24 protein-coding genes are annotated in these 23978 nt (G+C 71.8%); 15 read left to right on the forward strand and 9 right to left on the reverse strand.

The annotated features are described in order from the left end of the window. Positions 1-119 precede the first annotated feature (119 nt). A complete protein-coding gene (locus PUT80_RS39400) occupies positions 120-254 on the forward strand; it encodes an ATP-binding protein (RefSeq protein WP_275295210.1) in 135 nt (44 codons plus the stop codon). Further along, the gene (locus PUT80_RS39405; protein WP_020661063.1) at positions 244-621 is read left to right on the forward strand and encodes a hypothetical protein; all 378 of its coding nucleotides are present in this window, start codon (positions 244-246) and stop codon (positions 619-621) included. The genes PUT80_RS39400 and PUT80_RS39405 overlap by 11 nt, the downstream gene beginning before the upstream one ends. A gap of 1143 nt (positions 622-1764) precedes the next feature. On the opposite strand, the gene PUT80_RS39410 is transcribed toward PUT80_RS39405, so the two are convergent. Then, complete coding sequence (locus PUT80_RS39410) at positions 1765-2919, reverse strand: hypothetical protein (protein WP_275295163.1); 1155 nt, start codon at positions 2917-2919, stop codon at positions 1765-1767. 156 nt (positions 2920-3075) lie between these two features. On the opposite strand from PUT80_RS39410, the gene PUT80_RS39415 reads away from it, so the two are divergent. Continuing rightward, positions 3076-3762 carry a response regulator transcription factor gene (locus PUT80_RS39415; protein WP_275295164.1) on the forward strand — a complete coding sequence of 229 codons (687 nt, stop codon included), beginning with the start codon at positions 3076-3078 and terminating at the stop codon, positions 3760-3762. 4 nt (positions 3763-3766) lie between these two features. Next, positions 3767-5047: a HAMP domain-containing sensor histidine kinase gene (locus PUT80_RS39420; RefSeq protein WP_275295165.1), complete on the forward strand. Its 1281-nt coding sequence runs from the start codon at positions 3767-3769 to the stop codon at positions 5045-5047. A 13-nt stretch (positions 5048-5060) separates the two neighbouring features. On the opposite strand, the gene PUT80_RS39425 is transcribed toward PUT80_RS39420, so the two are convergent. The 3 genes from PUT80_RS39425 to PUT80_RS39435 all read right to left on the reverse strand — a co-directional run bounded on the left by PUT80_RS39425 (position 5061) and on the right by PUT80_RS39435 (position 7130). Then, positions 5061-6281, reverse strand: coding sequence for a hypothetical protein (locus PUT80_RS39425; protein WP_275295166.1), 1221 nt, complete (start codon positions 6279-6281; stop codon positions 5061-5063). A gap of 419 nt (positions 6282-6700) precedes the next feature. Continuing rightward, the gene (locus PUT80_RS39430; protein WP_275295167.1) at positions 6701-6994 is read right to left on the reverse strand and encodes a hypothetical protein; all 294 of its coding nucleotides are present in this window, start codon (positions 6992-6994) and stop codon (positions 6701-6703) included. Then, complete coding sequence (locus tag PUT80_RS39435; protein ID WP_275295168.1) at positions 6966-7130, reverse strand: hypothetical protein; 165 nt, start codon at positions 7128-7130, stop codon at positions 6966-6968. The genes PUT80_RS39430 and PUT80_RS39435 overlap by 29 nt, the downstream gene beginning before the upstream one ends. A gap of 321 nt (positions 7131-7451) precedes the next feature. On the opposite strand from PUT80_RS39435, the gene PUT80_RS39440 reads away from it, so the two are divergent. The 4 genes from PUT80_RS39440 to PUT80_RS39455 all read left to right on the forward strand — a co-directional run bounded on the left by PUT80_RS39440 (position 7452) and on the right by PUT80_RS39455 (position 10607). Continuing rightward, on the forward strand, positions 7452-7862 hold the full coding sequence (locus tag PUT80_RS39440; protein WP_275295169.1) for a DUF1707 domain-containing protein: 411 nt from the start codon (positions 7452-7454) through the stop codon (positions 7860-7862). Positions 7863-8051: 189 nt separating this feature from the next. After that, entirely contained in the window at positions 8052-8747 is a 696-nt protein-coding gene (locus PUT80_RS39445) for a response regulator transcription factor (protein WP_275295170.1), read from the forward strand. A 4-nt stretch (positions 8748-8751) separates the two neighbouring features. Next, on the forward strand, positions 8752-10161 hold the full coding sequence (locus tag PUT80_RS39450; protein WP_275295171.1) for a HAMP domain-containing sensor histidine kinase: 1410 nt from the start codon (positions 8752-8754) through the stop codon (positions 10159-10161). A gap of 89 nt (positions 10162-10250) precedes the next feature. Then, positions 10251-10607, forward strand: a complete 357-nt coding sequence (locus PUT80_RS39455) for a hypothetical protein (protein ID WP_275295172.1) — start codon at positions 10251-10253, stop codon at positions 10605-10607. Positions 10608-10622: 15 nt separating this feature from the next. Here the strand turns inward: PUT80_RS39455 and PUT80_RS39460 are convergent, their stop codons facing one another. Further along, positions 10623-11918 carry a HAMP domain-containing sensor histidine kinase gene (locus tag PUT80_RS39460; RefSeq protein ID WP_275295173.1) on the reverse strand — a complete coding sequence of 432 codons (1296 nt, stop codon included), beginning with the start codon at positions 11916-11918 and terminating at the stop codon, positions 10623-10625. Positions 11919-12083: 165 nt separating this feature from the next. On the opposite strand from PUT80_RS39460, the gene PUT80_RS39465 reads away from it, so the two are divergent. From PUT80_RS39465 to PUT80_RS39485, 5 genes are read left to right on the forward strand one after another with little or no spacing between them, the layout of a single operon-like run. Continuing rightward, a complete protein-coding gene (locus PUT80_RS39465; protein ID WP_275295174.1) occupies positions 12084-12695 on the forward strand; it encodes a hypothetical protein in 612 nt (203 codons plus the stop codon). Further along, complete coding sequence (locus tag PUT80_RS39470; protein WP_275295175.1) at positions 12695-13390, forward strand: ATP-binding cassette domain-containing protein; 696 nt, start codon at positions 12695-12697, stop codon at positions 13388-13390. Before PUT80_RS39465 ends, PUT80_RS39470 begins: the two co-directional genes overlap by 1 nt. Continuing rightward, the gene (locus tag PUT80_RS39475) at positions 13387-14067 is read left to right on the forward strand and encodes an ATP-binding cassette domain-containing protein (protein ID WP_275295176.1); all 681 of its coding nucleotides are present in this window, start codon (positions 13387-13389) and stop codon (positions 14065-14067) included. Before PUT80_RS39470 ends, PUT80_RS39475 begins: the two co-directional genes overlap by 4 nt. After that, a complete protein-coding gene (locus tag PUT80_RS39480) occupies positions 14064-16700 on the forward strand; it encodes an FtsX-like permease family protein (RefSeq protein ID WP_275295177.1) in 2637 nt (878 codons plus the stop codon). Before PUT80_RS39475 ends, PUT80_RS39480 begins: the two co-directional genes overlap by 4 nt. A gap of 44 nt (positions 16701-16744) precedes the next feature. Continuing rightward, a complete protein-coding gene (locus PUT80_RS39485; RefSeq protein ID WP_275295178.1) occupies positions 16745-17473 on the forward strand; it encodes a response regulator transcription factor in 729 nt (242 codons plus the stop codon). A gap of 528 nt (positions 17474-18001) precedes the next feature. Here the strand turns inward: PUT80_RS39485 and PUT80_RS39490 are convergent. After that, entirely contained in the window at positions 18002-18517 is a 516-nt protein-coding gene (locus tag PUT80_RS39490; protein WP_275295179.1) for an AI-2E family transporter, read from the reverse strand. Between the two features lie 29 nt (positions 18518-18546). Then, entirely contained in the window at positions 18547-19071 is a 525-nt protein-coding gene (locus tag PUT80_RS39495) for an AI-2E family transporter (RefSeq protein WP_275295180.1), read from the reverse strand. Between the two features lie 32 nt (positions 19072-19103). Between PUT80_RS39495 and PUT80_RS39500 the strand changes: the two genes are divergently transcribed. Beyond that, positions 19104-19430: a hypothetical protein gene (locus PUT80_RS39500; protein ID WP_275295181.1), complete on the forward strand. Its 327-nt coding sequence runs from the start codon at positions 19104-19106 to the stop codon at positions 19428-19430. Between the two features lie 614 nt (positions 19431-20044). Here the strand turns inward: PUT80_RS39500 and PUT80_RS39505 are convergent. Beyond that, entirely contained in the window at positions 20045-21961 is a 1917-nt protein-coding gene (locus tag PUT80_RS39505) for a tetratricopeptide repeat protein (protein WP_275295182.1), read from the reverse strand. A 30-nt stretch (positions 21962-21991) separates the two neighbouring features. Next, positions 21992-23077 (reverse strand): hypothetical protein, encoded by a 1086-nt coding sequence (locus PUT80_RS39510; RefSeq protein WP_275295183.1) that lies wholly within the window; start codon positions 23075-23077, stop codon positions 21992-21994. Between the two features lie 17 nt (positions 23078-23094). Between PUT80_RS39510 and PUT80_RS39515 the strand changes: the two genes are divergently transcribed. Beyond that, entirely contained in the window at positions 23095-23583 is a 489-nt protein-coding gene (locus tag PUT80_RS39515; RefSeq protein ID WP_275295184.1) for a hypothetical protein, read from the forward strand. Positions 23584-23978 lie beyond the last annotated feature (395 nt).

The following is a 23978-nucleotide window of genomic DNA, read 5'->3' on the forward strand; positions in this document are numbered from 1 at the left end:
GCTGCACCCTCAACGCTGATCCCGTCATAGACGGAGCAAGGTAATCCGTCCACAACGGACGCAAGGGAGGCACGCCAACCCAATCGTGTACATCGTGGACACTCAACCCGAGCAGTCAGATAACCGCAGCGATGCTGGACCGGCTGCTGCACCGCGCGACCGTCGTCGGTATCGACGGCCCCTCCTATCGACTCCGCTCACATCAGTCCACATCGGACAAGCTGCGCAAGGCGGTGAACGCACATGTCTCCTGACCCACACGACCCGAACTACAACGCGACCCGCAAGACCTGCCCGATCTGCTGGGAAGCGTTCGTCGCCACCGGCCGGCAAGCCAAGACCCGGCTCTACTGCTCGCGCCAGTGCAAACGCACCGCAGCCGCCCGACGGGAGGTCGAACGCACCACACCCGTCTCAGTCACCGCCAGGTCCTTCGGGACACCGCCTCCGGCGGCGCCCCCGCTGGCGCCTGCAGTGCCCCTGCCGCACATCGCGGCCCAGCGGGACTGCCCGCACTGCGGCGGCCCGGTCACCATCGTCGCGCTGCTCACCACACCCGAAGCCGCACGCCCGCAGATGCCCGTCGCGGCACCCGACGGAGTGATCCCGCTCCGCCGCTGACACCGGCTACGCTGCACTCCTCAGCTGGCCCATTTCGGAGAGCAGGACTGGCCCATCTCGGCGAGCGCCATCACGGCCGGTGGACCGGCAACGGCAGGTGATCCACCAGGAGAACGTGCCCCAGATTCACCGTGCGGACCGATCATCGCGACGGCAACCGAACGTCCGAGCCGGGACCCAGTTGCTGATCGAGGTTCTGCTACTGCACCTGCGGGGAGGTATGCGCACGTGATCGCCGGGATTCGCTCCACGTTCGAGGGCAGGTCCGCCCCGCCCGGACAAGGCGGCAATTGAGGCGCAAAGAAAGCACGCCGCAGCCAGCGACACCGCGACAGTCGAGCCGCCGCGACCGCAGCTGAGGTTGTCGTCATCCCGACCGATCTCAACCAACCGGTCGTCACCCTGCACGGCATCTGGGCAACTAACATGGCCCGGTTCCTCACCGCCACGGCAAACAATCCGGTGTAACCCTGGCTGAGCTGTTGTGGCTCATCGGTGGACCCGGCGGCACAGACGCCTCGCTCGCGCTCATGCACTCGCTCGGACTCGAAAAACCACGCGAGCGCTACCGGCAATCGGCGCTGCCGCGTATTCCCGCATTTACCGGCGCGGAAATACGCGGCGAACCCCTCGCGCCAGGAACCGGCTCGGCGGGCCAGACCGGCACCGGTCGGGGTGGCTGGTGCCGAGTGCAGGAGCGCTGGCGCACTCGGCCTGTGGACCGGCAGTCAGGTGGGACAGGGGCGAGCTGCATGTGAGCGTCCTTCAACGCGGTGCTGTCCGATCCGGTTGCGGCGAGGCAACTCCGGCCGCTGGTGCGGCGTGGTTCTCCTGCAGCGAAAGCGACTCCGCGAAACGTACCTTCGCCGAGCGGGCCCCGGGTCTCACCGTCGCCCGCGCGCCGGAGCCCGCTGCTGCGCGGGATGCCCGCGAAGATCGCGCCGGCGCTCGGCGGGAGGCCCGGCCGCCAGCTGGTTCGGCAGCTCGCGGCCGAAGCGTCCAGGTTGACATTGCCGTGACTGTTAATGGCGCGCCCGGTGCCGAAGCGGGCAGCCCGTCCGTCATCGGCGGGGACGACTTCGCAGAGACAATTACGGTGCCTGTTCGGAGCTCCGTCGTTCCAGGCTGGATGCGCTGTCGGAGTCATGAAGCGCGGGGACCGTGCGTCGCGTTCGCCGGTCCGGTTCCGCGCATCGTGACGGCGAAGAAGTCGCGCTGGTCGGGCTGGAGGTATCGGTCGGCGGCTCCGGGTACTCCAGGCAGCAGTTTGGTTGCGCGGCTGCCGGGCAGGTCGGGGCGGTAGCTGTTGAAGGTGACCATCGGCGAGTGGATGTCGAGTTCCATGCCTTGCTGGATGCCGGCTTCGGTCATGGCCGCGGCGAGGGTGTCCAGGGTGAGGCCGCCGCCGGCGACGTAGGTCAGGTTGCCGGCGCGGTCGGTGCCGAGGCCGGAGCGCCAGGTGTACTGGAACTGGTTCTTGGCGCTGCCCCAGGCACCGGACGGGTTGTCGTGGAGGCCGGGGACCGGGCGGCCGTGGTCGATGACGAGGTCAAGGTTCTGCCGCACGGCGACGATGTGCGGGTTCATGGCTGCGTCGCGTCCCCAGTCCGCGATCGACACCCGGCCGGTGTCGTCGATGACAACGGATGCTCTGCCGTTGCGCAGCGGAGCGACCGTGGTGCGGTCGAGGTAGACGCCGCCGCGGGAATCGTTCACTTTGAATCCGGAGTTGAAGACGGCGACCAGGGAACTGCGCAGCGATGCGGGGACGGAGGTCGGGCCCGGGCCTTTCGGGTCCTTTGTCCCGGTGAGCAGCTGGGTGCGGACGAGATCCTGGTTGAGCCAGGCGACTCCGGCGACGACGCCCGCGTGCTGCGGGTCGGGCTGCACGAAGGTGGTGTATTCGGCGACGTGCCTGCCGTTGCGCGCGCCCGCAGTCCAGACGCCTTCCCCGGCCGGGCCGCCGGGGAGGTGCGGGAGCGGCGCGGGGCGAGGTCCGTTCGCCGGGGCGGCGGCACCGGTCCGGGCGGGCAGGTCGGTTGTCGCGGGTGGGGCGGTGGACGGCGGGTGCCGGGTGTACCACCAGTTTTCGAGGGTGTTGACGATCCCGCCGAGTCCGATGTCGCGCAGCCAGTCGACGGTGCGGACCGCGACGCTCGCGTTTCCGGGATAGGTGAGGGCGCGGACGTAGCTGCCGACGGGGTAGGCGAGGAGCGCGAGGACGACCAGCAGGGTGATCCGCAGCTTCCACAGCCGGCGGCGCGGCCGGGCAGGCGCGGCGTTTGCTGATGCGGTCATGAAACCAACGCTAGATTCGCCCGGGTGCGCATACCGGAAGCGCTGAGTTAAACTCCGGGAAAACCCTGCGCCATGCCGCCGGAATTGTCTTCGGTTAACGGCGGGCAAAATGCCGGCGCGGGAATCGCCGTGATCCTCCGCGATAGAATGTTTTCCATGACCGGGGTCCTGCTGGTGGAAGACGACGAGACAATCGGGGAAATGCTGCGCACCAGCCTGGTGCAGCACGGGCACGATGTCGTCTGGGTCACCGGTGGGCGGGCTGCGCTGCGGGCGGAGGACGGCTGGGATCTCGCGCTGCTGGACCTCGGTCTGCCGGATCTGGACGGCACCGAGGTGTGTCGGGAGCTGCGCGCTCGGCGTCCGGGTTCGGTGATTGTCGTGCTGACCGCGCGCGGCCAGGAAATGGACGTGATCGTCGGGCTGGAAGCGGGTGCGGACGACTATCTCGTCAAACCGGTTCCGCTCGGCGAGCTGCATGCGCGGCTGCGGGCGCATCTGCGCCGCGGCGGCGCGGGCCGGGAGTCCCCCGCGGTCGCGCTCGGCCGGCTGCGCATCGACACGGCGGCACGCCGGGCGACCGTGGACGGCGACGAAATCGCGTTGCGGGCCAAGGAATTCGATTTGCTCGCCCGGTTGACCGCGGCGGCCGGGCAGGCGATCAGCCGCGAGGACTTGATGGCGGACGTGTGGGACGCGCACTGGTTCGGGTCGACCAAGACGCTCGACGTGCACATCGCGGCGTTGCGGCGCAAGCTCGACGACGCGGGAGGGCGCAGCGGGATGCCGCGGATCGTGACGCTGAGGCGGCACGGTTACCGTCTCGAAGCGCCGGCGGACTGAGCCGGTGCGGCGCCGGATCGCGGTCGGCACCGTCCTCGCCGCGCTGGTGGCGATCTGCCTGTTCGGCGTGCCGCTCGCGGTGGCGGCGACCCGGTACTTCGCCGCGACCGAGCGGGCCGAGGTGGAGCGCGCGGCCGACGCCTACGCGGTCGACGTGTCGGCGGACGTCCTGCGCCGTCGCACGCCGTCCCCGCCGGCCGACGGCGAGGACCCGACCGAACTGGCGGTGTACCGGACCTCGGGCGAGCTGCTGGCCGGCGCCGGACCGGCGGTGCTGGACGCGAGGGACCGCGCGGTCGCGGCGGACGAGGTACGCGCGGCAGACGATCCCGAGAACCTGGTCGTGATCGTCCCGATCAGCGAAGACGGCGCGGTTGCCGCTCTCGTGCGGGCCGCGACGCCGCGCACCGAGCTGTACCAGCGGACCGCGGCGGTCTGGGCCGGCATGGCCGGGCTCGCTGTCGTGGCGTTGCTGTCGGCGTATCTGGTCGCGCGACGGCAGAGCCGCCGGCTCGCACAGCCGCTGGAGAGCCTGTCGGCGACCGCGGCCCGGCTCGGCGAGGGAGAGCTGACCGCGCGCACCGTGCGGTCCGGGATCAGCGAGATCGACTCGGTGGGCGAGTCGCTGGATTCTACCGCCGGGAGACTGGACGATCTCCTTGCCCGGGAACGGGCTTTCACCGCGGATGCGTCCCATCAGCTGCGCACCCCGCTGGCGGCGATGCGGTTGCAGATGGAGCTGGCTCTCGAAGACCCGCGGAGCGACCTGCGGGCGACGGTCGAAACGAGCCTGGAGTCGCTGAGCCGTCTCGATCGGACAGTGACGGATCTGCTGGCGCTGGCCCGCGACACTCCGCCGGTCCGCGACGCCGCAGTGGCGCGGCTCCAGCTTGCGGAGATCGCGCGGGAGTGGACGCCGGTCCTCGCCCGCCTCGGGCGGGACCTGACGCTGAGCGTCGAACCGGCGATCGCCGAGACCCGACTGTCCGGTTCCGTGCTGCGCCAGGTGCTTTCTGTCCTGCTAGACAACGCGGCCCGGCACGGGAGCGGCACGGTCGCCGTGGTGGCCCGCGACGCCGGCGGCGTGCTCGCCGTCGACGTCGGCGACGAAGGACCCGGTCTGCCGGACGGGGTCGACGTCTTCCGGCGCCGGGCCGCCGGTGCGCGGGGAACCGGGATCGGCCTCGCGCTGGCCCGCCGGCTGGCCGAGGTCGAAGGCGGCCGGCTGCGCGTGAACCGGCCGAGGCCGGCGGTGTTCACGTTGCTGCTTCCCGTCCAGGCGTAACCACCGCGGGGACCTATCCGAGGGCGGCGAGCAGGTCGTTCAGCGCGGTCTTTTCCTCAGCCGCGTCCGGGCTAGTCGCGCGCAGCTGCCGCAGCACGGTGTCGATCTTGCCGTCGACGGCGGTCCAGGCTGCCGGGTCGCGCGGCTTGAGACGGGCTTCGGCGTTGTCCCAGCCGGTTTCGAGGTCGTCGACCCGGCTGGTCGCCCCGGACTGGTCGCCGGAGTCCAGCTTGGTCAGGGTGTCCTGGGTGATGGTCTTGAACTGCGACAGATCGCCCAGCGGCGACTGGCGGACCGGCTGGCTGCCGCCCGTCCCCGCTGGCGCCGGGGCCGCGGAGGCCGGCTCGGCCTGCAGCGCGGAGGTGCGCAGCACGTAGCCGACGACGGAGGCGACGACGACCAGTCCGACCACCGCGATGGTCTGCCGCAGTCCGCCGCGCGCAGAGGCGTCGGTCGCGGTGCGGCGAGGCGTGACGTCCACTTTGGACAGCGAGAGGTAGACGACGACGGCGACGATGGCGACGGTGAAGATCAGGCTGGTCACCGTGGTGCCGAGGCCGAGCCCGCCGTTGCCGGGCGATTGGGACAGGTAGTCGCCGATCGACGCGCCGAGCGGGCGGGTCAGCACGTAGATGAACCAGAACGCGAGCGCCGGGTGCAGCCCGAGCCGCCAGCCGAGCGCGAGCGCGGCGATCAGACCCGCGACGATCAAGCCGGTGGGCAGGTAGCCGAGGCCGAGGACTTCGGCCATCAGGTCGCCGGTCGCGGTGCCGAGCGCGAAGGTGAAGAGGATCGCCAGCCAGTAGAAGGCTTCGCGTCGCCGGGTGACGATGGAGTGGATGGACAGCGTCTTTTCCGTGCGGTACCAGGCGAGGAACGTGGTCGCCAGCAGCACGCCGAAGACGATGGTGCTGGTCTCCAGCGGGACGCCGACCGCGTCGGTGAGGTTGTCGGTGACCAGCGTGCCGAACACGCTGACGAGCGCGACGGTCAGCCAGTAGGCGACCGGGCGGTAGCGGTCGGCCCGGAACTGGAACACCAGCGCGGCAGCCAGCAGGACGCCGGTGAGGACCGACACGCCGGTCAGGCCGAGGTTGAGGTTCACGTTGAGAAAGTCCGCCGCGGACTCCCCGACGGTGGTGCAGAGCACCTTGACGATCCAGAAGTACGCGGTGACTTCGGGAACCTTGTTGAGCAGGGTGCGCGGCCCGGCGACGGTGCTGGATGCGGTCATGGGTGAGCTGGTCCGTTCCGGTCTGGGGCAAGGACAACCCGGCTACTGTCAGTAGCAGTCGGACGCTTGCGACGCTAGGGGAACGGCGGTGAGGAGCTGGCGCGTGCGGGGTAAGAGTTCGGCAAACGATCTCGGCGCGAGCACTGCTCTCGCCCGAAGGAGCGGCGGCCGCGGCGGCCGCGGCGGGTCCGGCGGGGCGCAGGCGCTGGTCGCGCAGCGCGGTGACCTCCGGCAACGGCGGTGCCCAGCGCCCAGCAGCAGGTCGGCCAGAGCGGGATTGCGCGCGAGCACCGGCCCGTGCTGGTAGGTTGCGACGACGTGGCCGGTGACCGCGCCGTCGGTTCCGTCGCCGTTCCCGGCTACGACTTCGCCCAGCGGCCGGCTGCCCGGGCCGGGCCGCGTGATGTTCTCGAAACCGGTCAGCGGCCTGGGTCGCCGCCTGGCCGCACCACGATTTCGCCGACCGACCGGCACCGTCGCGGGCCGGCGGCCAGGTCGAGCAGCCCGATCCTGGGATGCCGAATCCCGGTGCCGGTGGTGAATCCGCGGCCGAGGACCTTGCAGGCCAGCGCAGACGCCGAGCACCGGCGCGCCCTGTGCTCGGCGCGGCAGAGCCTGGGGTCGCGGCGCAGGCGGCTCGCCGCGAGTTCCTGAGCGGCGTCCTCGCCGCCGAGCAGGCAGAGGTCAAAGGCACGACGGAATCGGAGCGTCAAGGCGGATGTCGACAACGACCGCGGAAATGCCCGCCACCGCCGCCGCTGTGCGAGCACGGCGGCGTTGCCGGAATCCCCCGTAGGTGCCCAGCGCCTCGGGCACGACCAGGCCGATGCGCGCCTCCGATTCGCGCATCAGACAGCACCGCGCGGACGGTTCATGAGACCGATCCTGCACCGGGAAGCGACAACGCCGGGCACGCCGCGGGCAAAGCCCCACGCCGTGTCGCCCGAACTTCTACTACAATCATGTAGAATTTCGGTGCTGGCCACGCGACGGGAGGCGGCATGCGCAGCCTGCTGGGTCCGAAGCCGTTGCGCGCCGTGTCCGGCCCGCTCGGCGTCGTCCGCGCGACGTGCGCCCTTCCTGCTTGTGTCCCTGCCTGCCGCTGTTTCCGGTGCGCAGCCTGGTTCCCGCCAGCGCCGGACCCTGTGGCCGCCGCCTGAGGAGCCGCCCATGACCGCAGAAGACCGGGTTCGCTGTTCCGACGCCGAACGGGACGCCGCAGCGCGCACCTTGCAACGGGCCGCGGCGGAGGGACGGCTGCCCCTCGCCGAGACCGAAGAGCGCACCGCGGCCGTCTACGGCGCGCGCTACCGGGACGAAATCCGGGCGGCGTTGTCGGAGCTGCCGGCCGGCGAACCCGCGGGCCCGTCGGCAGCGGCTGCGGGCTGGACGCCGGTGCTGCTGTTGACTGGGAAACAGCTTCTGGCGGAGGTGGCGTTGCTGGCCGGCCACGCGAGCGTCCCGGTCAACCGCCGACGCCGGGTGGTGCTGGCAGCGCTCCTCGCCCTCGGGATCGTGTGCATGACCCTGATGGCGGTGCACGGCATCGTCGGCGATGGGCACGAGTTCGAGCGGCACTGACCGGCTGATCACGTGTGGCCGCGCGTACCGCGGAGGTCGCAACGGCGCAGCGGACCGCGACCAGCAGCCCGGGGTTCCGTCCCGGGATTCCGGGGTGCGGGGATCGCATGCTCTTCCCCGCGCCGGCCCGGCAGGTTTCTCTCCGGACGTCTCATCGAATTCACACAATGGCGTCCTACCGTGACCGGTATGCGGGTGCTTGTCGTGGAGGATGTCCTCCGGACCGCGGGGCTGTTGCGGCGCGGCCTGGAAGAGGAGGGCTACGCGGTCGATGTCGTGGGCACCGGCCCGGACGCGGTGTGGGCGGGCACCGAGCAGTCCTACGACGTGATCGTGCTGGATGTGATGCTGCCCGGCTGTGACGGATTCGAGGTGTGCGCCCGATTGCGCGCCGCCGATCGCTGGGCGCCGGTGCTGATGCTGACGGCGCGGCAGGAGGTGGATGACCGGGTGCGCGGGCTGGACGCCGGCGCGGACGACTATCTGATGAAGCCGTTCAGTTTTGCCGAGCTGGCGGCGCGGTTGCGGGCGCTGGTGCGACGCGGTCCTGGTGCGCGGCCGCCGGCGCTGGCAGTGGGCGACCTGCGTTTGGATCCGGCGACGCGCGAGGCGTGGCGGGGCGAGGTGCCGGTGTCGTTGTCGGGCAAGGAGTTCGCGTTGCTGGAGCTGTTCATGCGGCATCCGGGCCAGGTGCTGTCGCGGACCCGGATTCTGGAGCATGTCTGGGATTTCGCGTTCGACGGGGTGTCGAACGTGGTGGACCAGTACGTCGGCTACCTGCGACGGAAGGTGGACCGGCCGTTCGGGCGGGCGGATCTGGAGACGGTTCGCGGTGCCGGATACCGGTTGCGCGCGCCGGATTCCGGCGAACGGGAACCGGGGTAGCGCGGTGGCGCTGCGCACCCGGCTGGCGTTGTTGTTCGCCGCGGCGATGGCCGCGCTCGCGGCGGCCGGGGGATGGATGCTGGTGCGCGAGCTGGACGCGAGCACGAACGCGGCGCTGGACGTCGCGTTGTCGGTCCGTGCGGACGCCTTGGCCCAGCAAGTCGCCCCGGACGGCAGCGTCCGCGACTTCCAGGACGGTTCCGGCGGGAACGCGGTGCCGCTGCCGGCCAGCCGCGCCGTTGCCCAGGTGATCGGTCCGGGCGGGACGGCGGTGGAGTCGTCGGAGGGAGCGGGCGCGCGATTGCTGTTGTCGCAACAGCAAGTGAGCGCGGCGCGGAAGGGGCCGCTGGCGGTCAGTTCGGCGTTGCCGGACGGCGCGCCGGTGCGGTTGGTCGCGGTACCGGTGGCGGACACCGGCGGTCGGACTGTCGTGGTGGTCGGCGCCAGCCGGGAGGTCGCGGTGGCGGCGACCTCCCGGGTGCTCACCGCCCTGTGGACAGGCGGTCCGGTCCTGGTGGTGCTCGGCGGGTTCGGGGCGTGGCTGGTCGCGGGCGCGGTGCTGCGCCCGGTCGAGCGGATGCGCCGCGAGGCGGACGCGATCTCCGCGGGCGACACCGAGGCGCGGCTCGCGGTGCCGCGCCGGCGCGACGAAATCGCGCGGCTGGGCGCGACGATGAACGCGTTGCTGGACCGGTTGCAGCGGGCGCTGGCGCAGCAGCGGGCTTTCGTGGCCGACGCCGGTCACGAACTGCGCACGCCGTTGACGATGCTGCGCGCGGAGCTGGAACTGGCCGGCCGGCCGCAGCGGGACCGGGCGAGCCTGCAGGCGGCGGTGCGGGCGGCCGCAGGCGACACCGACCGGCTGATCCGCCTGGCCGAGGACCTTTTGACGTTGGCCCGTGCGGAGGGCACTCTGCCGCTGGTCGTGAAGCCGGTGCGGCTGGACGTGCTGGCCGCCGAGGCGGTGCAGGCGGCGCGGCCGGCCGCCGCCGGCGCAAACGTCGTGCTGGAGGCGGCCGCGGACGGCCCGGTGACGGTGCTGGGTGATCGGGACCGGTTGCGGCAGGTGGCGGACAACCTGCTCGACAACGCGGTGCGCTACGCACCGCCCGGGAGCACTGTCCACGCCGTGGTCGGCTGCGCCGAGGGAGCGGGGGTGCTGCGGGTGCTCGACCGCGGGTCGGGGTTCCCCGCCGGGTTCCTGCCGCGAGCCTTCGACCGGTTCTCCCGCGCGGATTCCGGCCGCGCCGACGGCGCGGGAACCGGGCTCGGATTGGCGATCGTGGCAGCCATCGTGCACACGCACGCCGGGACCGTGCGCGCCGCTGACCGCGCCGGCGGTGGTGCGGAAGTGGCGGTGTCGATTCCGGCCTGCCCGCCCGACGAGGCCCGCGTGGCTCCCCACCGGATGTGAGCGTTCACATCGCGGGCACATCGTCCTCTCAAGACCCGGCCTGCAGCCTGGAATGTGCCATATTCGGAAAACAGCAGGAGGGCAGATCAATGCGCAGCAGAACGAAAATCATCGGCGCGGTGACGGCGGGGGTGGCCGCGGCAGCGGCGGTCGCGGTGGCCGCGGTTCCGGCGAGTGCCGCGGCGGCGCCCGCCCCGACGGCAGCTGCCGTCGCACCGGCGGCACCGCAGCAGCAAGCCGACACCGACACGCTCCAGCAGGGCGATCAGAGCGCGCCGGACAACGCGGTGCCCGGGGCGGCAGGCGCCCAGCAGGAGCAAGCCGGCGAGGCGGCCGGGACGGAGACCGGCAACGGCGCCGAGGCCCAACAGCCGGGCGACGGACCGGGCGGCCATCAGGACCCGCCCGGCGACGTGCAACACCAGGGCGGAGCGAACGAGCAGTAGCGCGTTCGCTCCGGTTCACGCTTCGTCTGCCGCGGGCAGGTAGAGGGTGAAGGTCGTGGGCGTGCGGCGGGTGGCGATCAGTCGTCCGCCGCACGCCTCTGACATGGTGCGGGCCAACGCGAGGCCGATCCCGTGGCCGTCGCCTCCGGATGCGCCGCGGGCGAAGACGGCGTCGGCATCCGCGCGCAGCGTGCCTTCGTCGCTGACGTCGACGGCGACGGTGCCTGCGGCGTCGCGTGCCGAGATGGTGACGGTGCCGGCGCCGTGGCGCAGCGCGTTGTCGGTGAGGACGTCGAGGACCTGTGTCACCAGTGCCGCGGGCACCGGGTGCGTCGCGATGTCCGGTCGGGTCTGGGCGATCAGGCGGCGCCCGGCGCGGGCCAGTCGCCCGTGCCATCGGGCGCCGGCCGCGTCGACGACCTGGCCGAGCGGCTGGGTCGGTGCGGTGCCGAGCCAGTGCCGAGGGCGTTTGCGCGCCAGGTCGAGGATGGTGTCGACCGCTTGGGCCAGGCCGCGGATCTGTTCCTCGGTCCTGGCGAGCACCGGCGGGAGCAGTTCCGGAGGCGTGACGCGGGCGGCGTCGAGTTCCAGCAGCAGCGCGCTGAGCGGAGTCCGCAGCTGGTGGGAGGCGTCGGCGCTGAAGTGCGTTTCGCGTTCGAGCAGGTGAGTGAGCCGGTCGACCATCGCGTTGTGGGCGAGGGCGACGTTGTTGATCTCCGGGATGGCGCTCGGTTCGGCGCGCGCGGCGAGGTCGCCATCGGTGATGCGCGCGGAGACGGCGGAAAGCTTGCCCAGCGGCTCGGTCAGGCGGCGGGCGCCGCGGCGGGCGATCAGCACGGACACGGCGAGCGCGCCGGCCGCGAGGGTCGCCAGGATGGACCATCCGAGCAGCGCGCGCTGCCAGACCAGCGACACGGGCGCGGCGGCGCGTACGACGCCGATCACGTGTTCGGCCGAGACGACCGGGACCGCGACCACGAGCTGACCGCCGGCCTGGTCGCTCGCCACGACGCCGGACGCCGCCTGCGCGACCAGCGGACCTCCGGTGTCCGGCCCCGGCCCGCCGGCGCGGCGGCCCCGAGCGTCGTAGACGGTCACGATGGTGTCCGGTTCGGTCGAGGGCAGGTCCAGCGGATCGCCCGCGGTGAACTGAGGGCCGACGTGCACGGCCGCGGCGAGGGCCGCGCGTTCCAGTTCGCCGCGTTCCTCCGAGCGCAGCGACGTCCAGGTCAGGACGGCCAGCGGCGCCGCGAACACGAGAAGGGCCACCGTGACCGCGTGCACGGCCATCCGCACCACCTGATGTCGCATCTGCTCATCATCGTCGCCGAGCCCGGTCGCCGTGCGTTGTCCCCGCGGCGGAAAACCGGATCAGGCTTCGATTTTGCCGTCCGTGAACCTTCGTCGGCGGCTGCCCTGAGCCGGCGGTGCCTAGCGTCGGGTGCCAGGACGACCAGAGAGCCTGGAGGGACAGTCATGGCCGGAAAGCGCGCGGCGCTCGCCGCGGTGCTGATCGTCGCGGGAACCGTGTCGGCGTGCGGCGGGTCTGCGGCCCCGCCGGGTCCTCCGCCGGGCGGCGGGACCGCAGGGCCGGCGGCGGGTGCGCCGGCGACGGAGACGAACCCGCCCGGCGACATTCCCGACAACCAGGCGTACGTCCCGTTCTCCCCGCCGGGCGGCGGGTTCACGGTGAAGATCCCCGAAGGCTGGGCGTCGACCGCCAATGGCACGACGACGACGTTCACCGACAAGCTCAACCAGGTCCAGGTCGCCGTCGCGCCGGTGCCGTCCGCGCCCACCCCCGAATCGGTCCGGGCGAGCGATGTTCCCGTCTGGCAGAAGCAGGTGCCGCGCTTCGCGCTCGGCGCGGTGTCGACGGTGCAGCGTCCCGCCGGCGTCGCGGTGCTGGCCAAGTACCAGGGCGATTCGGCGCCGAACCCGGTCACCGGCAAGGTGGTGCGCGACGCGGTTGAACGCTACGTATTCTTCCACGCCGGCAAACGCGTCGACCTCACGTTGTCCGGACCGGTCAACGCCGACAACGTCGACCCGTGGCGCACCGTCACCGAATCCCTGCGGTGGCAGTGATGACGGAAACGACGGCAACCGGGGACTGGGCGCACCCGGCGGTGGAGGCGACCGACCTGTATCGGTTTTTCCGTACCGGCGACGAGGAGACGCTCGCGCTGCGCGGGGTGTCGCTGACGGTCGCGCGCGGCGAAACGGTCGCGGTGGTCGGGCCCTCGGGCGCGGGCAAGTCGACACTGCTGGCGTGCCTGGCCGGATTGGACGAACCGGCTGGCGGGACGGTCCGCGTCGGCGGGCACCGCCTGAGCCATCGCCCGGAACGCGAGCGGGCCCGCGTTCGCGCCGACCGGATCGGGGTGCTGCTGCAGTCGCGCAATCTCGTGCCCCACCTCGACGTGCGCGGCAACATCCGCCTCGCCCGGCGCGCAGCGCGCCGGTCCCGGTACCGGGCCGGAGCGGACGACCTGATCGTGCAGGTCGGGCTCCGCGGGCGCGCCGGCGCCCTGCCGGCACAGCTGTCCGGCGGAGAACTGGCCCGCGCCGGGCTGGCGGTCGCCCTGGCCAACCACCCGGACGTGCTGCTGGCCGACGAGCCCACCGGCGAACTGGACGGGCAGACCGAACAGCAGGTGCTCGCGCTGCTGCGGGAGCGCGCCGAGCAAGGCGCCGGCGTACTGGTCGTCACCCACAACGACGCCGTGGTCGCGATCGCCGACCGCGTCATCGCGATGCAGGACGGAAAGGTGGTTTCATGAGCGGCACACCGCTGGTCGTTTGCGACGACGCGGCACGCACGTTCGGCTGCGGAGCTTCGGCGGTGGTGGCAGTGCACGGCACCAGCTGCACCGTCGCCCGCGACGACCGGATCGCCATCGCCGGCCCGTCCGGCTCGGGCAAGTCGACTCTGCTGCACCTGCTGGCCGGGCTCGAACAGCCCACCCGCGGGCAGCTGCACTGGCCCGGCCTGGCCGCGACCGCGCAGGAACGCGCCCGCGAGATCGGCGTCGTCTTCCAAGGACCCAGCCTGTTGCCCACGCTGACCGTCGCCGACAACGCCGCGTTGCCGCTGGACATCGCCGGGATCGACAGCGCAACCCGCACCCGGCGCGTCCGGTCGGCCCTGGACCTGCTCGGTGTCGGCGAGCTCGCCGGCAACCTCCCGGAGGAGATCTCCGGAGGCCAGGCCCAGCGCGTCGCCGTCGCGCGCGTCCTCGCGCAGCGCCCGCGGCTGATCCTGGCCGACGAACCCACCGGCCAGCTGGACCGGGCCGCGGGCCAGCGACTGCTCGACGCGCTGCTGGACGCGGCCGACCGGCTCGCCGCCGCCCTCGTCGTCACCACCCACGACCGACGCGTCGCCGCACGAATGCACACCCGCTGGACGATGCACGAGGGCCGCCTCCAGACCAGCACCGCGGCGGTGGCGCCATGACGGTCCTCTGGCTGCGCGGCCTGCTGCGCCGCCACCCCGCCCGGCTGGCCGCGACCGCGGGCGGCATAGCCCTCGCGGTCGCACTCGTCGCCGCTCTGGGCGTGTTCCTCACCGCCTCGCAGTCCACGATGACCCAGCGAGCGCTGCAGTCGGTCGCGGTCGACTGGCAGGTCCAGGTCCAACCCGGCGCCGACCCCGCCGCCGTGCTGCGCCAGGTGCGCGCCACCTCCGGCGTGCAGGCGACCGAAACTGTGCACTCGTTCGCCACCACGGGGCTCAGCGCCACCGCCGCAGGCACCACCCAGACCACCGGCCCCGGAGTCGTGCTCGGCATCTCGCCCGGCTACGCCACCCGCTTTCCCGGGCAGATCCGGCAGCTGAGCGGGGCCCGCACCGGCGTCCTGATCGCCCAGCAGACCGCCGCCAACCTGCATGTCCGCCCTGGCGACCAGCTGCAGATCGGCCGCGCCGGCAGAACGGCGGCCACCGTCACCGTCGCCGGCGTGATCGACCTTCCGCACGCCGACTCCCTGTTCCAGAAGGTCGGCGCGCCGCCCCATTCCCAGCCGGCCGCGCCGCCGGACAACGTCCTGCTCGTTCCCGAACCCGTGTTCGCCGGCCTGACCGCCCCGGTCGCGACGACCACCCAGTTCCACGTCGCCCTCCGTGCCCCGCCTGCCAACGACCCGGCGACCGCATATCAGCAGGCCGTCGAGGCCGCGCACAACTTCGAGGCGCGCGCCGCCGGCAGCGCCCTGGTCGGCGACAACGTCGGCGCCGCGCTGGACGCCGCCCGCGGCGACGCCGCCTACGCGCAGATGCTGTTCCTCTTCCTCGGCCTGCCCGGAGTCGTGCTGGCCGGGCTGCTCACCGCCGCCGTCGTTGCCGCCGGGTCGGACCGGCGACGCTCGGAGCAGGCGCTGCTGCGCCTGCGCGGCCACGCCCCGGCCACCGTCGCCCGTCTCACCGTCGCCGAAGCCGCGCTCGTCGGCGTCGCCGGCGGCGTTGCCGGCCTGCTGCTCGCGACCGCAGCCGGCCGCTGGATCCTCGGCGCCACGCCCTCCGGCACCACCGCCGCGACCCTGGCTTGGTACGCCGTCGCGTTCGGCGCGGGACTCGTGATCACCGGGCTGACCGTCCTCGCCCCGGCGATCGCGGACCTGAAGGGCCGCACGGTCGCCCAGACCCGCCAGCACGTCGGACGGCCCCGCGCGCCGCGGTGGATGCGATTCGGGCTGGACTTCCTCCTCCTCGCCGCGGCGCTGGTGGTGTTCTGGGCCTCAGGCAGCAACAACTACTCGCTGGTCCTTGCTCCCGAAGGCGTCGCCTCGATCTCCGTGTCGTACTGGGCGTTCCTCGGCCCCGCGCTCTTGTGGCTGGGCGCGGCCGGGCTGCTCTGGCGGCTCGCGATCGTTGCCTTCGGGCACGGCCGGCGCCCGCTGCGCCGCCTGCTGCGTCCGCTGTCGGGACCGTTGGCCCGTCCAGGGGCGGCCAGTCTCGCCTGGCAGCGCCGCACCCTCGCACGGGCGATCGTCCTGCTGGCGCTGGCGGTTTCCTTCGCCGCGTCCACCGCGGTGTTCAACAGCACCTACCAGCAACAGGCCGAGGCCGACGCCCAGCTCACCAACGGCGCGGACGTGACGGTGACCGAACCTCCCGGCAGCCACGTCGGCCCGGCCGCCGCGGCCGCGTTGCAGGTCCCCGGCGTCCGCCACGTCGAGCCGATCCAGCACCGCTTCGCCTACATCGGCGCCGACCTGCAAGACCTCTACGGCGTCCGCCCCGCCAGCATCACCTCCGCGACGGCGCTGCAGGACGCCTACTTCCAAGGCGGCTCCGCCGCCGACCTCATGGCCACCCTCGCCCGCCGACCGGACGCGATCCTGGTCAGCGCCGAAACCGTGAAAGACTTCCAGCTCCGTCCCGGCGACCTGGTCAACCTGCGGATCCAGGACGCCGCGACCAAGAACCTGCGCACCGTCGCATTCCACTACGCCGGCATCGTCAAAGAATTCCCCACCGCCCCGAAAGACAGCTTCTTCGTCGCCAACGCCGACTACCTCGCCCGCGTCACCGGCGACGACGCCGTCGGCGCATTCCTCGTCGACACCGGAGGCACCGGACAGGCCAACGTCGCTGCCGCGCTGCGGTCCCGGCTCGGCGACACCGCCGCCGTCACCGACATCACCCAGACCCGCGCCAAGGTCGGGTCCAGCCTCACCTCCGTCAACCTGCACGGGCTGACCCGGCTGGAACTGGCGTTCGCGGTCGTGCTGGCCGCCGCGGCGGGCGGAATCGTGCTCGCGATCGGCCTGGCCGGACGCCGCCGCAGCCTCGCGATCCTCGCCGTCCTCGGCGCCGGCCGGCGCCACCGCCGGGGCCTGGTGGTCAGCGAAGGACTGCTGCTGACGGCCGGCGGCCTGCTCGGCGGGGCCGCAATTTCCTGGGCACTGGCGCACATGCTGGTCACCGTCCTGACCGGCGTGTTCGACCCGCCGCCCTCGGCCATCGCCGTGCCCTGGAGCTATCTCGCCGCCACCGCGGTCGCGGTCACCGCGGCCCTCGTCGCCGCGGCGCTGCTCGCCGCCCGCGCCTCGACCCGGCCGCCGGTCGAAGAGCTGCGTGACCTGTGAACGCGCCCGTTGCCCCTCGACCAGCGGTGGATACCATGACTCCGGTGAACGATCGGCGCAGTCGCGACGTGCTCGTGATCGAGGACGACCCGGCCATCGGCCGCACTCTGCACGCGGGACTGCAAGCGCACGGCTACGACGCACGCTGGTGCCGCACCGGCGGCAGCGGCATCGCCGAAGCCCAGGCCGTCGCGCCCGCCGTCGTCCTGCTCGACCTCGGACTGCCCGACACCGACGGCGTCGAAGTCGCCCGCTGCCTCCGCCAGGACCACCCCGGGCTCCTGCTCATCATCCTGACCGCGCGCGCCGCCGACATCGACGTGGTCGTCGGCCTCGACGCCGGAGCCGACGACTACCTCGTCAAACCCGTCACCCTCACCGTCCTGCTGGCCCGGCTCCGCGCCCACCTGCGCAGCCGCGCCACCCCGGACGCCGATCTCGGCCCCGTCCGCCTCGGCGACCTCACACTGGATCCCGCGGCCCGCCGCTGCACCCTCGCCGGTGCCGAAATAGTCTTGCGCCCCAAAGAATTCGACCTGCTCGCCGCCCTCGCCCAGCGACCGGGAACGGCAGTGCGCCGCGAAGACATCATGGCCGAGGTCTGGGACGAAAACTGGTTCGGCTCCACCAAAACCCTCGACGTCACGATGGCAGCCCTGCGGCATCGCCTCGCCGAGGCGGCCCACCCGTTCCCGCAGACCGTCCTGCCGGAGATCAGCACCCTGCGCGGATACGGCTACCGACTGGACTGGCCCAGCTCCCCGCCCCCCTGATCCCGGCGTGCGACGGCAGGTCACCGTCCGGCGTGGCGACACGCTTCCCGTACCGCGAAGACACCCGAGTTCGCCAAGCAATGTCGCGCTGCAGTCGATCCACGCCCTCCGCCACGGGCTTCCGACCCGGCGCAGTCAGCAACCGCGAATCCTGTCGAGAACCTGATCCAGCGGTTGTGGGCACCGCTGGAGAAGTAGAACGGCAAGCTAGTCTACCGGCAAACACGCGAACATGTCGAGAGACTCCCGATCAGATATCGACAAGCTCCCTCACCTTCCTCAGCGGTCGATGCGGCAGATCGAGCGGTCGCTGTGAGGCGGTGGCGTGCGGACCACGGTTGGTACGACGAGCATCCGTCGGTGAAGGTCGCGGCCTTGTCGCCGCGTGAGGCAGTGAGCCTGCTCGCGGTATTTCGGGTCCCCTTTGACAGCCGTGTTCACCTCGACCACGCCGCGCGCCTCCGAAGGCACCGTGCCGGACCACAGCGCCCACGGCCGCCGCGGTGCCCGCAGGCAGAGCCCAGCACGTTAGGCCGGGCAGGTCGCGGCATCGGCGGACCCGGTCGCCGCGGCGACGATGATCATCCTGGCCCGCGGCGGGGAAGCCGATGACAGTGACCTAGATTGAGCTGGGCGCGCATCTTCGGCTTGACCGACGCGTGCGGCGGTCGCGAGGCGCGCGACCGGCTCCCGCCGCTCGCGCGCGAAGCCACGACGGGATCCGTTGCCGGCGCCCAGGTTCGTGCGACCCGCCGTGCTGCTCAGGTCGGGTCGACGACGGCGTCGGCCGGTGGTGGTGGCGGCGAGGCTGCGCAGGGCCGAGGTGAGGACCGCGAGCAGGGGCACGGCGAGCAGGGCTCCGACGATGCCCCCGGCGACGAGTCCGGTGGCCAGGGCGAGGACGACGGCCAGCGGGTGCAGCCGGATGGCTCGGCCGAGCAGGAACGGTTGCAGGACATGGCTTTCCAGCTGCATCACGCCGACGACGACGGCAAGCACGACGATCGCCGGGACGATGCCGCCGGCCACCAGCGCGACGAGCACCGCGACCGCGCCGGCGACGACCGAGCCGATCAGGGGACGAACGCGCCGAGGAATACCAGGGTGGCCAGCGGGGCGGCCAGCGGCACCCCGACGATGGCCAGACCTGCTCCGATGGCCACGGCGTCGATGACCGCCACCGCGGCGGTGCCGCGGATGTAGCGGGCCAGCGTGGTGAACCCAGCCCGCCCCGAGAGGTCCGCCCGGTGCCGGAACCGGGCCGGGACGGCGCGCAGCAGGAACGTCCAGATCCCGCTGCCCTGGGCGAGGAAGAAGATCAGGCTGAATACCATCAGCAGGAACTCTGTGAACACCTCGCCGACGGTGACCGCGGTCGAGAGCGCGCCGGAGGCGAGGGCGCCCCGGTTCCGGCCCAGGCTGCCGGACAGCTGGTCGAGCTGGCCTTGGCTCAGGTGCTGCGGACCGGTCCGCAGCCACGTGCGCAGATCGTCCACGCTGCGCAGGATCTGCTCGATCAGGGCGGGCATTCCGGCGGAGACGGTGAGCACCACGAAGGTGACCACCCCGCCGACCGCGGCAAACCCCCCGACGAGCACGACCGCAGTGGCCAGCCCGCGGCGAACCCTTCTTGCCCGCCAGCCACGACACCGACGGCGCCAGCAGCCCGGCCAGCAGCAGTGCCACCGCCACCGGGACCAGCACGGTCGCCAGCCGGACCGCGACGAACCCGATCCGCGCGAGTCCCCCGGTGACGACCAGCAGCCGCAAGAAGATCGCCGTCCCCACCCGCAGACCGAAGGGCACCGCCGCGAGCACGTCCTCCCCGGTCCGGCCCTGCCGCACAGACGGCGTCTCGCTGTCCATCAGTTCCCGTCTTCCCTTGCCCGGAGCCCGGGATGCCCCGGCGCTCCGCCGCCCAGTCCTCGACCCCACCGTCGCCGAAGAAAATCTGTGATCGCTGGGGTAGACATTCGGTGACGGATGTGTGCAGTCTTTCTTCCTGCACAAAGAAAGATAAGATCCGGGAAGCGCGGAAGAGAATGTAACTGTCCGCGGAGTGCGACGTGGTGGCCAAGCGGTCCGGAGCCATGCAGGCACGAGGTTCCGGTGGCCGCCAGGAAGACCCGGAGCCGGGCACGTGACGGTTCCGGCGCGGTGATGCAGGACGCGGGCGGGGACAGTGCGCCCGCGAAGCAAGTCAAACGAGCAGTTCGCAGTATCCGAAGCAGGACGGTCGGGTGGCCGGAGCCGGGCATCGCAAGGGGACCTCCCACCAGTCCTGCTGCCCGATGCCCCGGCGTTTCGACCGGCCCGGCTTTCCGCGGCCGCGCGGGCGGTGCCGGTCTGGCGTTTCGCACGACGTCAATTCTCGCCCCGTTCCCAGCAATCGAAGGTGAGCTGACTGGCCGAGTCCTGGGGTCCCGCTCAGACAATTCGAAGGCGCCGAGGATCTCTCGATTGCTCCTGCTGCCGGCCATCTGCACGCGGTCGCGGTGATGACGCCCGACCTCGGTAGGCAGTTCAAGGGTTTCTTGACCGGGCCGCTGTCAGGATCGCGGACAGGAACGGTCAGTTCGGGCGTGGTCGCTGAAGCCGCGTCGCGAGGGCACGGGCTTGCTGGCGGTATCGTTCCGCGTCGTCTTCTCGTCCGGCTGACACGGCGACGTTCGCCAGCCACTGGCAAGTCTCCTGTGCCTGCGCGATCATTCCGAGTTCGAGAAACCCGGACAGCGCGTTGGAGAGCAGGACGCTGGCCTCGTCCGGGTTCGCGGTGACCGTGCCGAGCCAGGCACCGGCACGTGCCTGGTTGGCGCTCTCGCTGACCCGGCCGACGAAGTATCCGTGCGCTTTGCGCAGCAACGGTTCCGCGTCGCCCGACCGGTGCTGTTTGGCCAGCACACGGCCTTTGTGCATGTCCAGCAGTGCCGACGCCCGTACCTGCTGCGTCGGATCGTCCATGTCCCCGATCGCGGCACGGGACCGTTCGAACTGCAGCAGAGCACCGTCGTAGTCGCCGCGGGCCTCCAGTGCGTTGCCGTACCAGTCGTAGAGGCTTTGCATGCCGGGCCGGTAGTTCAGCGCTGCCGCCTCGCCGATGCATTCGTCGACCAGTGCGTCCTGGCGCAGGCCGACGCAGCTCGCCGCCTTGTCCCGCAGCAGCTGCCACCGCAGCAACGGGTCCTCGGCCACGGCCAGCACGGCGTCGTAAGCGTCGATGATCTCCTCGTGCCGCGCGGTCTGGAACGCGAAGAACCAGAGCCCGAGCGGAAACAGGCAGGCGATCTCGTTGCGAGGAAGCTTCCGTGCTTCGTCGGCGGTGGCGAGCAGGTTCCGCCATTCCCGATCGAGCTCGCCAAAGACGTCGCGCACTGCGTCCGGGCCGGTGAACGCTCGGTCGATACTGGAGTACCAGGCACCCGCGGGGACGGGCGCCGGCCGACCGGAGATCGACCGGTCCAGCGCGACCAGTTGCCGCCACCGGTGCTCGACGACCCGGCGGATGACCGCTTCGCGCTCGTCGCCGGTGAGCAGCGCCAGCGCCCGGTCAGTGGCGAATCGGCGGATCATGTCGTGGAAACCGAACCGGCCGTCGTCGGGAGGCAGCAGCAAATTGGCATCGCGCAGGGTGCGCAGCACTGCGCGCGCAGCGGCCTGGTCCACGCCGAGCGCCGCGGCCGCGGTCGCCGGGTCGAAGTGGGTCCCGGGGATCAGCGCCAGCGTCGCGCAGTCGCGGGCAGTCTCGAGGTCGAGAGTCTCGAACATGCTCCCCACCGCGTCCGCTCCCGCCCTGTCCTTTTCCGGCGGATCGACGAACAGCAGTTCCAGGTCGGCCGGGGTGACGTCCGGATGGCGCAGCCGCCCCGCGGCCAAGGACAACGCCAGCGGCAGCCCGCCGGACCAGCGATGCAGTTTGCGCACCAGGTCGTCGTCCACCGCCGGCCGGTCGCGGATGATGTCGCGCAGCAGCAATCCGGCGCTGTGCTCGTCGAACATGTCCAGCTCAAGGGTTTCGAACCGGGAGGAGTCCAGGGAAGGCATCCGGTTCCGGCTGGTCAGAATGACCGTGTCGGCGGGCACGTGCTCCAGCAGCGGGCCGATTTGCGGCGCGTCCCGGACGTCGTCCAGCACGAGCAGCACGCGCCGGCCGTCGAGCAGCTCCCCCAGCACCAGGAACCGTTCCATGTCGTCAGCCGGGACTTCCGGCGCGGGCAGCCCGAGCCTGCGCAGGAAGAACTCCGCCATGCGTCCGGCGGTGACGGAGCGCCCCGGCTTCGAGGCGTCCACCGCGTAGTACAGGCAGACGTCGTAGTGCTGCTTGACGCGGTGGGCAAGCTCAGCACCCAAGGTCGTCTTGCCGACGCCCTGCGGTCCGACGACCGCGAGCAGCAATCCCTCTTCGCTGCGCGCCTGCCGTTCCAGGCGCCCAAGCGTCGTGGTCCGGTTCACGCACGTCAGCCGTTTCGGCAGAATGCGAGTGCTGGTCACCGTCAGTACCCCCTGGACCGCTTACCGTCGTCAGTCTGACCATATCGGGTCGCGGTCGCGCGACGTGACGGATTCGACATCTCCGCCCGCGGCGATTCCGCCCAGCACGTCCGCCGCGAGCGCCGCGCCTGGTGCGGCGAGGAGGCGTTCGCGCATCGCCAGGCGCGCGGCGCGCATCCGCTCGTCCGCCGCGACCCGCTCGGCACGCCGCAGGAGGTCCGTCCCGGCTCGGGCAGCCAAGCCGAGCCGGACGAGCCTGCGGGCGGTGCGGGCCTGCTCCCTGCTGCGCGGCGCCACGATCATCGGCACCGCGGCAAGCAGCGCCTCCTGCACCGAATTCATCCCGCCGTGCCCGAACAGCACCGTCGTGCGCCGAAGCAGCCTGCGCTGCGGCAGCCAGCTTCGTGCCAGGAAATTCGGGGGCAACGGTCCCAGCGAGTGCACCGGCGTCTGCCCGGTGGCCATCAGCACCGACCAGCCGGTATCGGCGAACTCCTCGATCACGCGCCGGAAGAACGCCTCGCTGCGGGCGAACACGGTGCCCGGCGCGACCAGCAGCGTCGGGCGGGCTTCTTCCGGCCACCGCAACAGTTCGAGTTCAGCCTCCGGCTCGGCCGGTCGCACGAGCGGCGCGACGAAAACCGCCGTGCGCGACCGGGCCAGAGGCGGCTGCAACTCGCGAGGCGCGTTCACCAGCATCGGACCGCGCCGTCTCACCGCCGCGGCATGCGTGGTGCACAACGAAACCAGCGGCACGCCGGCTCGGCGCACGAGCGGCCCGGCCCAGGGCATCTGGACGTCAGCCAGCACCACGTCCGGTCGGCGCGCGGCCAGGTGCCTGCGCACCACTTGAGCCGCCGCCGTCCAGCCACGCCACCTAGCCGCCATGAGACCGGCCCGCTCCGCCCATTCCGCCGCTCCCCGGCCTGCGGGCACCCGCACGTCGTGTCCGGGCACCGGCACCACCCGCGCGCCCGCCGCGGCGACCTGTCCGGCGAATGCGTCGCTGACAGCGAAACCGACCTCTTCGCCCCGGCGCACGAGCTCGGCCGCCACCGACAGCATCGGGTTGACGTGTCCGTGTGCCAGGTACGGCAGGAACAGATAATCGGCCACACTATCTTCTACAGGACATGACCACTTCCAATCCCTGGTGGGGCTCCGGCCTGTTCACCGTCGCCGGCGTGCTCATCACCACCCTCGGCGCGTCCGTGCTCGCGATCCTCAACCGCCGCACCGAACGCCGCCGCCTCTCCCGGGAGCAGAAGGTCGAAACCTATCCCGAACTGCTGTACGCCGCCCATCGCCTGGCCCGGACACCGGTATGGCCGGCCGACGCAGGCGATCCGGAGGAACTGCGCGACGAAATCGACAAGGCAGCCCAGCGGGTCCGCCTGTTCGCCCCCGCATCGGTCGGCGATGCGGTCGCCGGGCTGCTCACAGCCGCGGATTCCTTCGCCCAGACCGTGCGCACGATCCGCACGGAGAGCAAGCCCGCGCACGCGGACCTGCTCGACCAGCGCGACGCCGCCAAGCATCGCGAGACCGTCGAGGGGCTGCGGACCGCGACCGAAGCCTTCCTCGCGGCAACCCGGGTCGACCTCGAAGTCGACCGGGCCTGAACGGGCATCGGTTACGGTCTCCCCGGCAACGATCGATCAAGCACGGACGGCAGCGATGAACGACAAACCCGCGGAGGCGCCCGTTGGGCTGCGCGCCGGCCAGTGGAACACCGTCGTCCCCCAGCGACGGATACTCCTCATCGCGCACAACGTCACCACCGTCACCCGCTTGCTCGACGTCCTGCCTGCCTTCGACAGCGACCTCCGCGTACAACTCGTCGCCTCGTGGAGCGGCACCGACCCCTTCCAGCACGGACTGGCCGAACTCCTCGCCGACCAGGGCATCATCGCCATCGGCTGGAACCAGGCCCGCCACACCCCGTTCGACCTCGCCGTCTCCGCCAGCCACCACGGCGGAATAACCGACATCACGGCGCCATTGGTAGTCCTTTCCC

Source organism: Amycolatopsis sp. La24 (genome assembly GCF_029087445.1).
GTDB classification, from domain to species: domain Bacteria; phylum Actinomycetota; class Actinomycetes; order Mycobacteriales; family Pseudonocardiaceae; genus Amycolatopsis; species Amycolatopsis nivea.

What these genes read in the sequence shown, in the direction of transcription:
- PUT80_RS39405 (WP_020661063.1), top strand. Translation starts at nt 244, where the DNA reads ATGTCTCCTGACCCACACGACCCGAACTACAACGCGACCCGCAAGACC.
- PUT80_RS39410 (WP_275295163.1), bottom strand. Translation starts at nt 2,919, where the DNA reads ATGACCGCATCAGCAAACGCCGCGCCTGCCCGGCCGCGCCGCCGGCTG.
- PUT80_RS39415 (WP_275295164.1), top strand. Translation starts at nt 3,076, where the DNA reads ATGACCGGGGTCCTGCTGGTGGAAGACGACGAGACAATCGGGGAAATG.
- PUT80_RS39425 (WP_275295166.1), bottom strand. Translation starts at nt 6,281, where the DNA reads ATGACCGCATCCAGCACCGTCGCCGGGCCGCGCACCCTGCTCAACAAG.
- PUT80_RS39435 (WP_275295168.1), bottom strand. Translation starts at nt 7,130, where the DNA reads ATGCGCGAATCGGAGGCGCGCATCGGCCTGGTCGTGCCCGAGGCGCTG.
- PUT80_RS39440 (WP_275295169.1), top strand. Translation starts at nt 7,452, where the DNA reads ATGACCGCAGAAGACCGGGTTCGCTGTTCCGACGCCGAACGGGACGCC.
- PUT80_RS39445 (WP_275295170.1), top strand. Translation starts at nt 8,052, where the DNA reads ATGCGGGTGCTTGTCGTGGAGGATGTCCTCCGGACCGCGGGGCTGTTG.
- PUT80_RS39455 (WP_275295172.1), top strand. Translation starts at nt 10,251, where the DNA reads ATGCGCAGCAGAACGAAAATCATCGGCGCGGTGACGGCGGGGGTGGCC.
- PUT80_RS39460 (WP_275295173.1), bottom strand. Translation starts at nt 11,918, where the DNA reads ATGCGACATCAGGTGGTGCGGATGGCCGTGCACGCGGTCACGGTGGCC.
- PUT80_RS39465 (WP_275295174.1), top strand. Translation starts at nt 12,084, where the DNA reads ATGGCCGGAAAGCGCGCGGCGCTCGCCGCGGTGCTGATCGTCGCGGGA.
- PUT80_RS39470 (WP_275295175.1), top strand. Translation starts at nt 12,695, where the DNA reads ATGACGGAAACGACGGCAACCGGGGACTGGGCGCACCCGGCGGTGGAG.
- PUT80_RS39475 (WP_275295176.1), top strand. Translation starts at nt 13,387, where the DNA reads ATGAGCGGCACACCGCTGGTCGTTTGCGACGACGCGGCACGCACGTTC.
- PUT80_RS39480 (WP_275295177.1), top strand. Translation starts at nt 14,064, where the DNA reads ATGACGGTCCTCTGGCTGCGCGGCCTGCTGCGCCGCCACCCCGCCCGG.
- PUT80_RS39515 (WP_275295184.1), top strand. Translation starts at nt 23,095, where the DNA reads ATGACCACTTCCAATCCCTGGTGGGGCTCCGGCCTGTTCACCGTCGCC.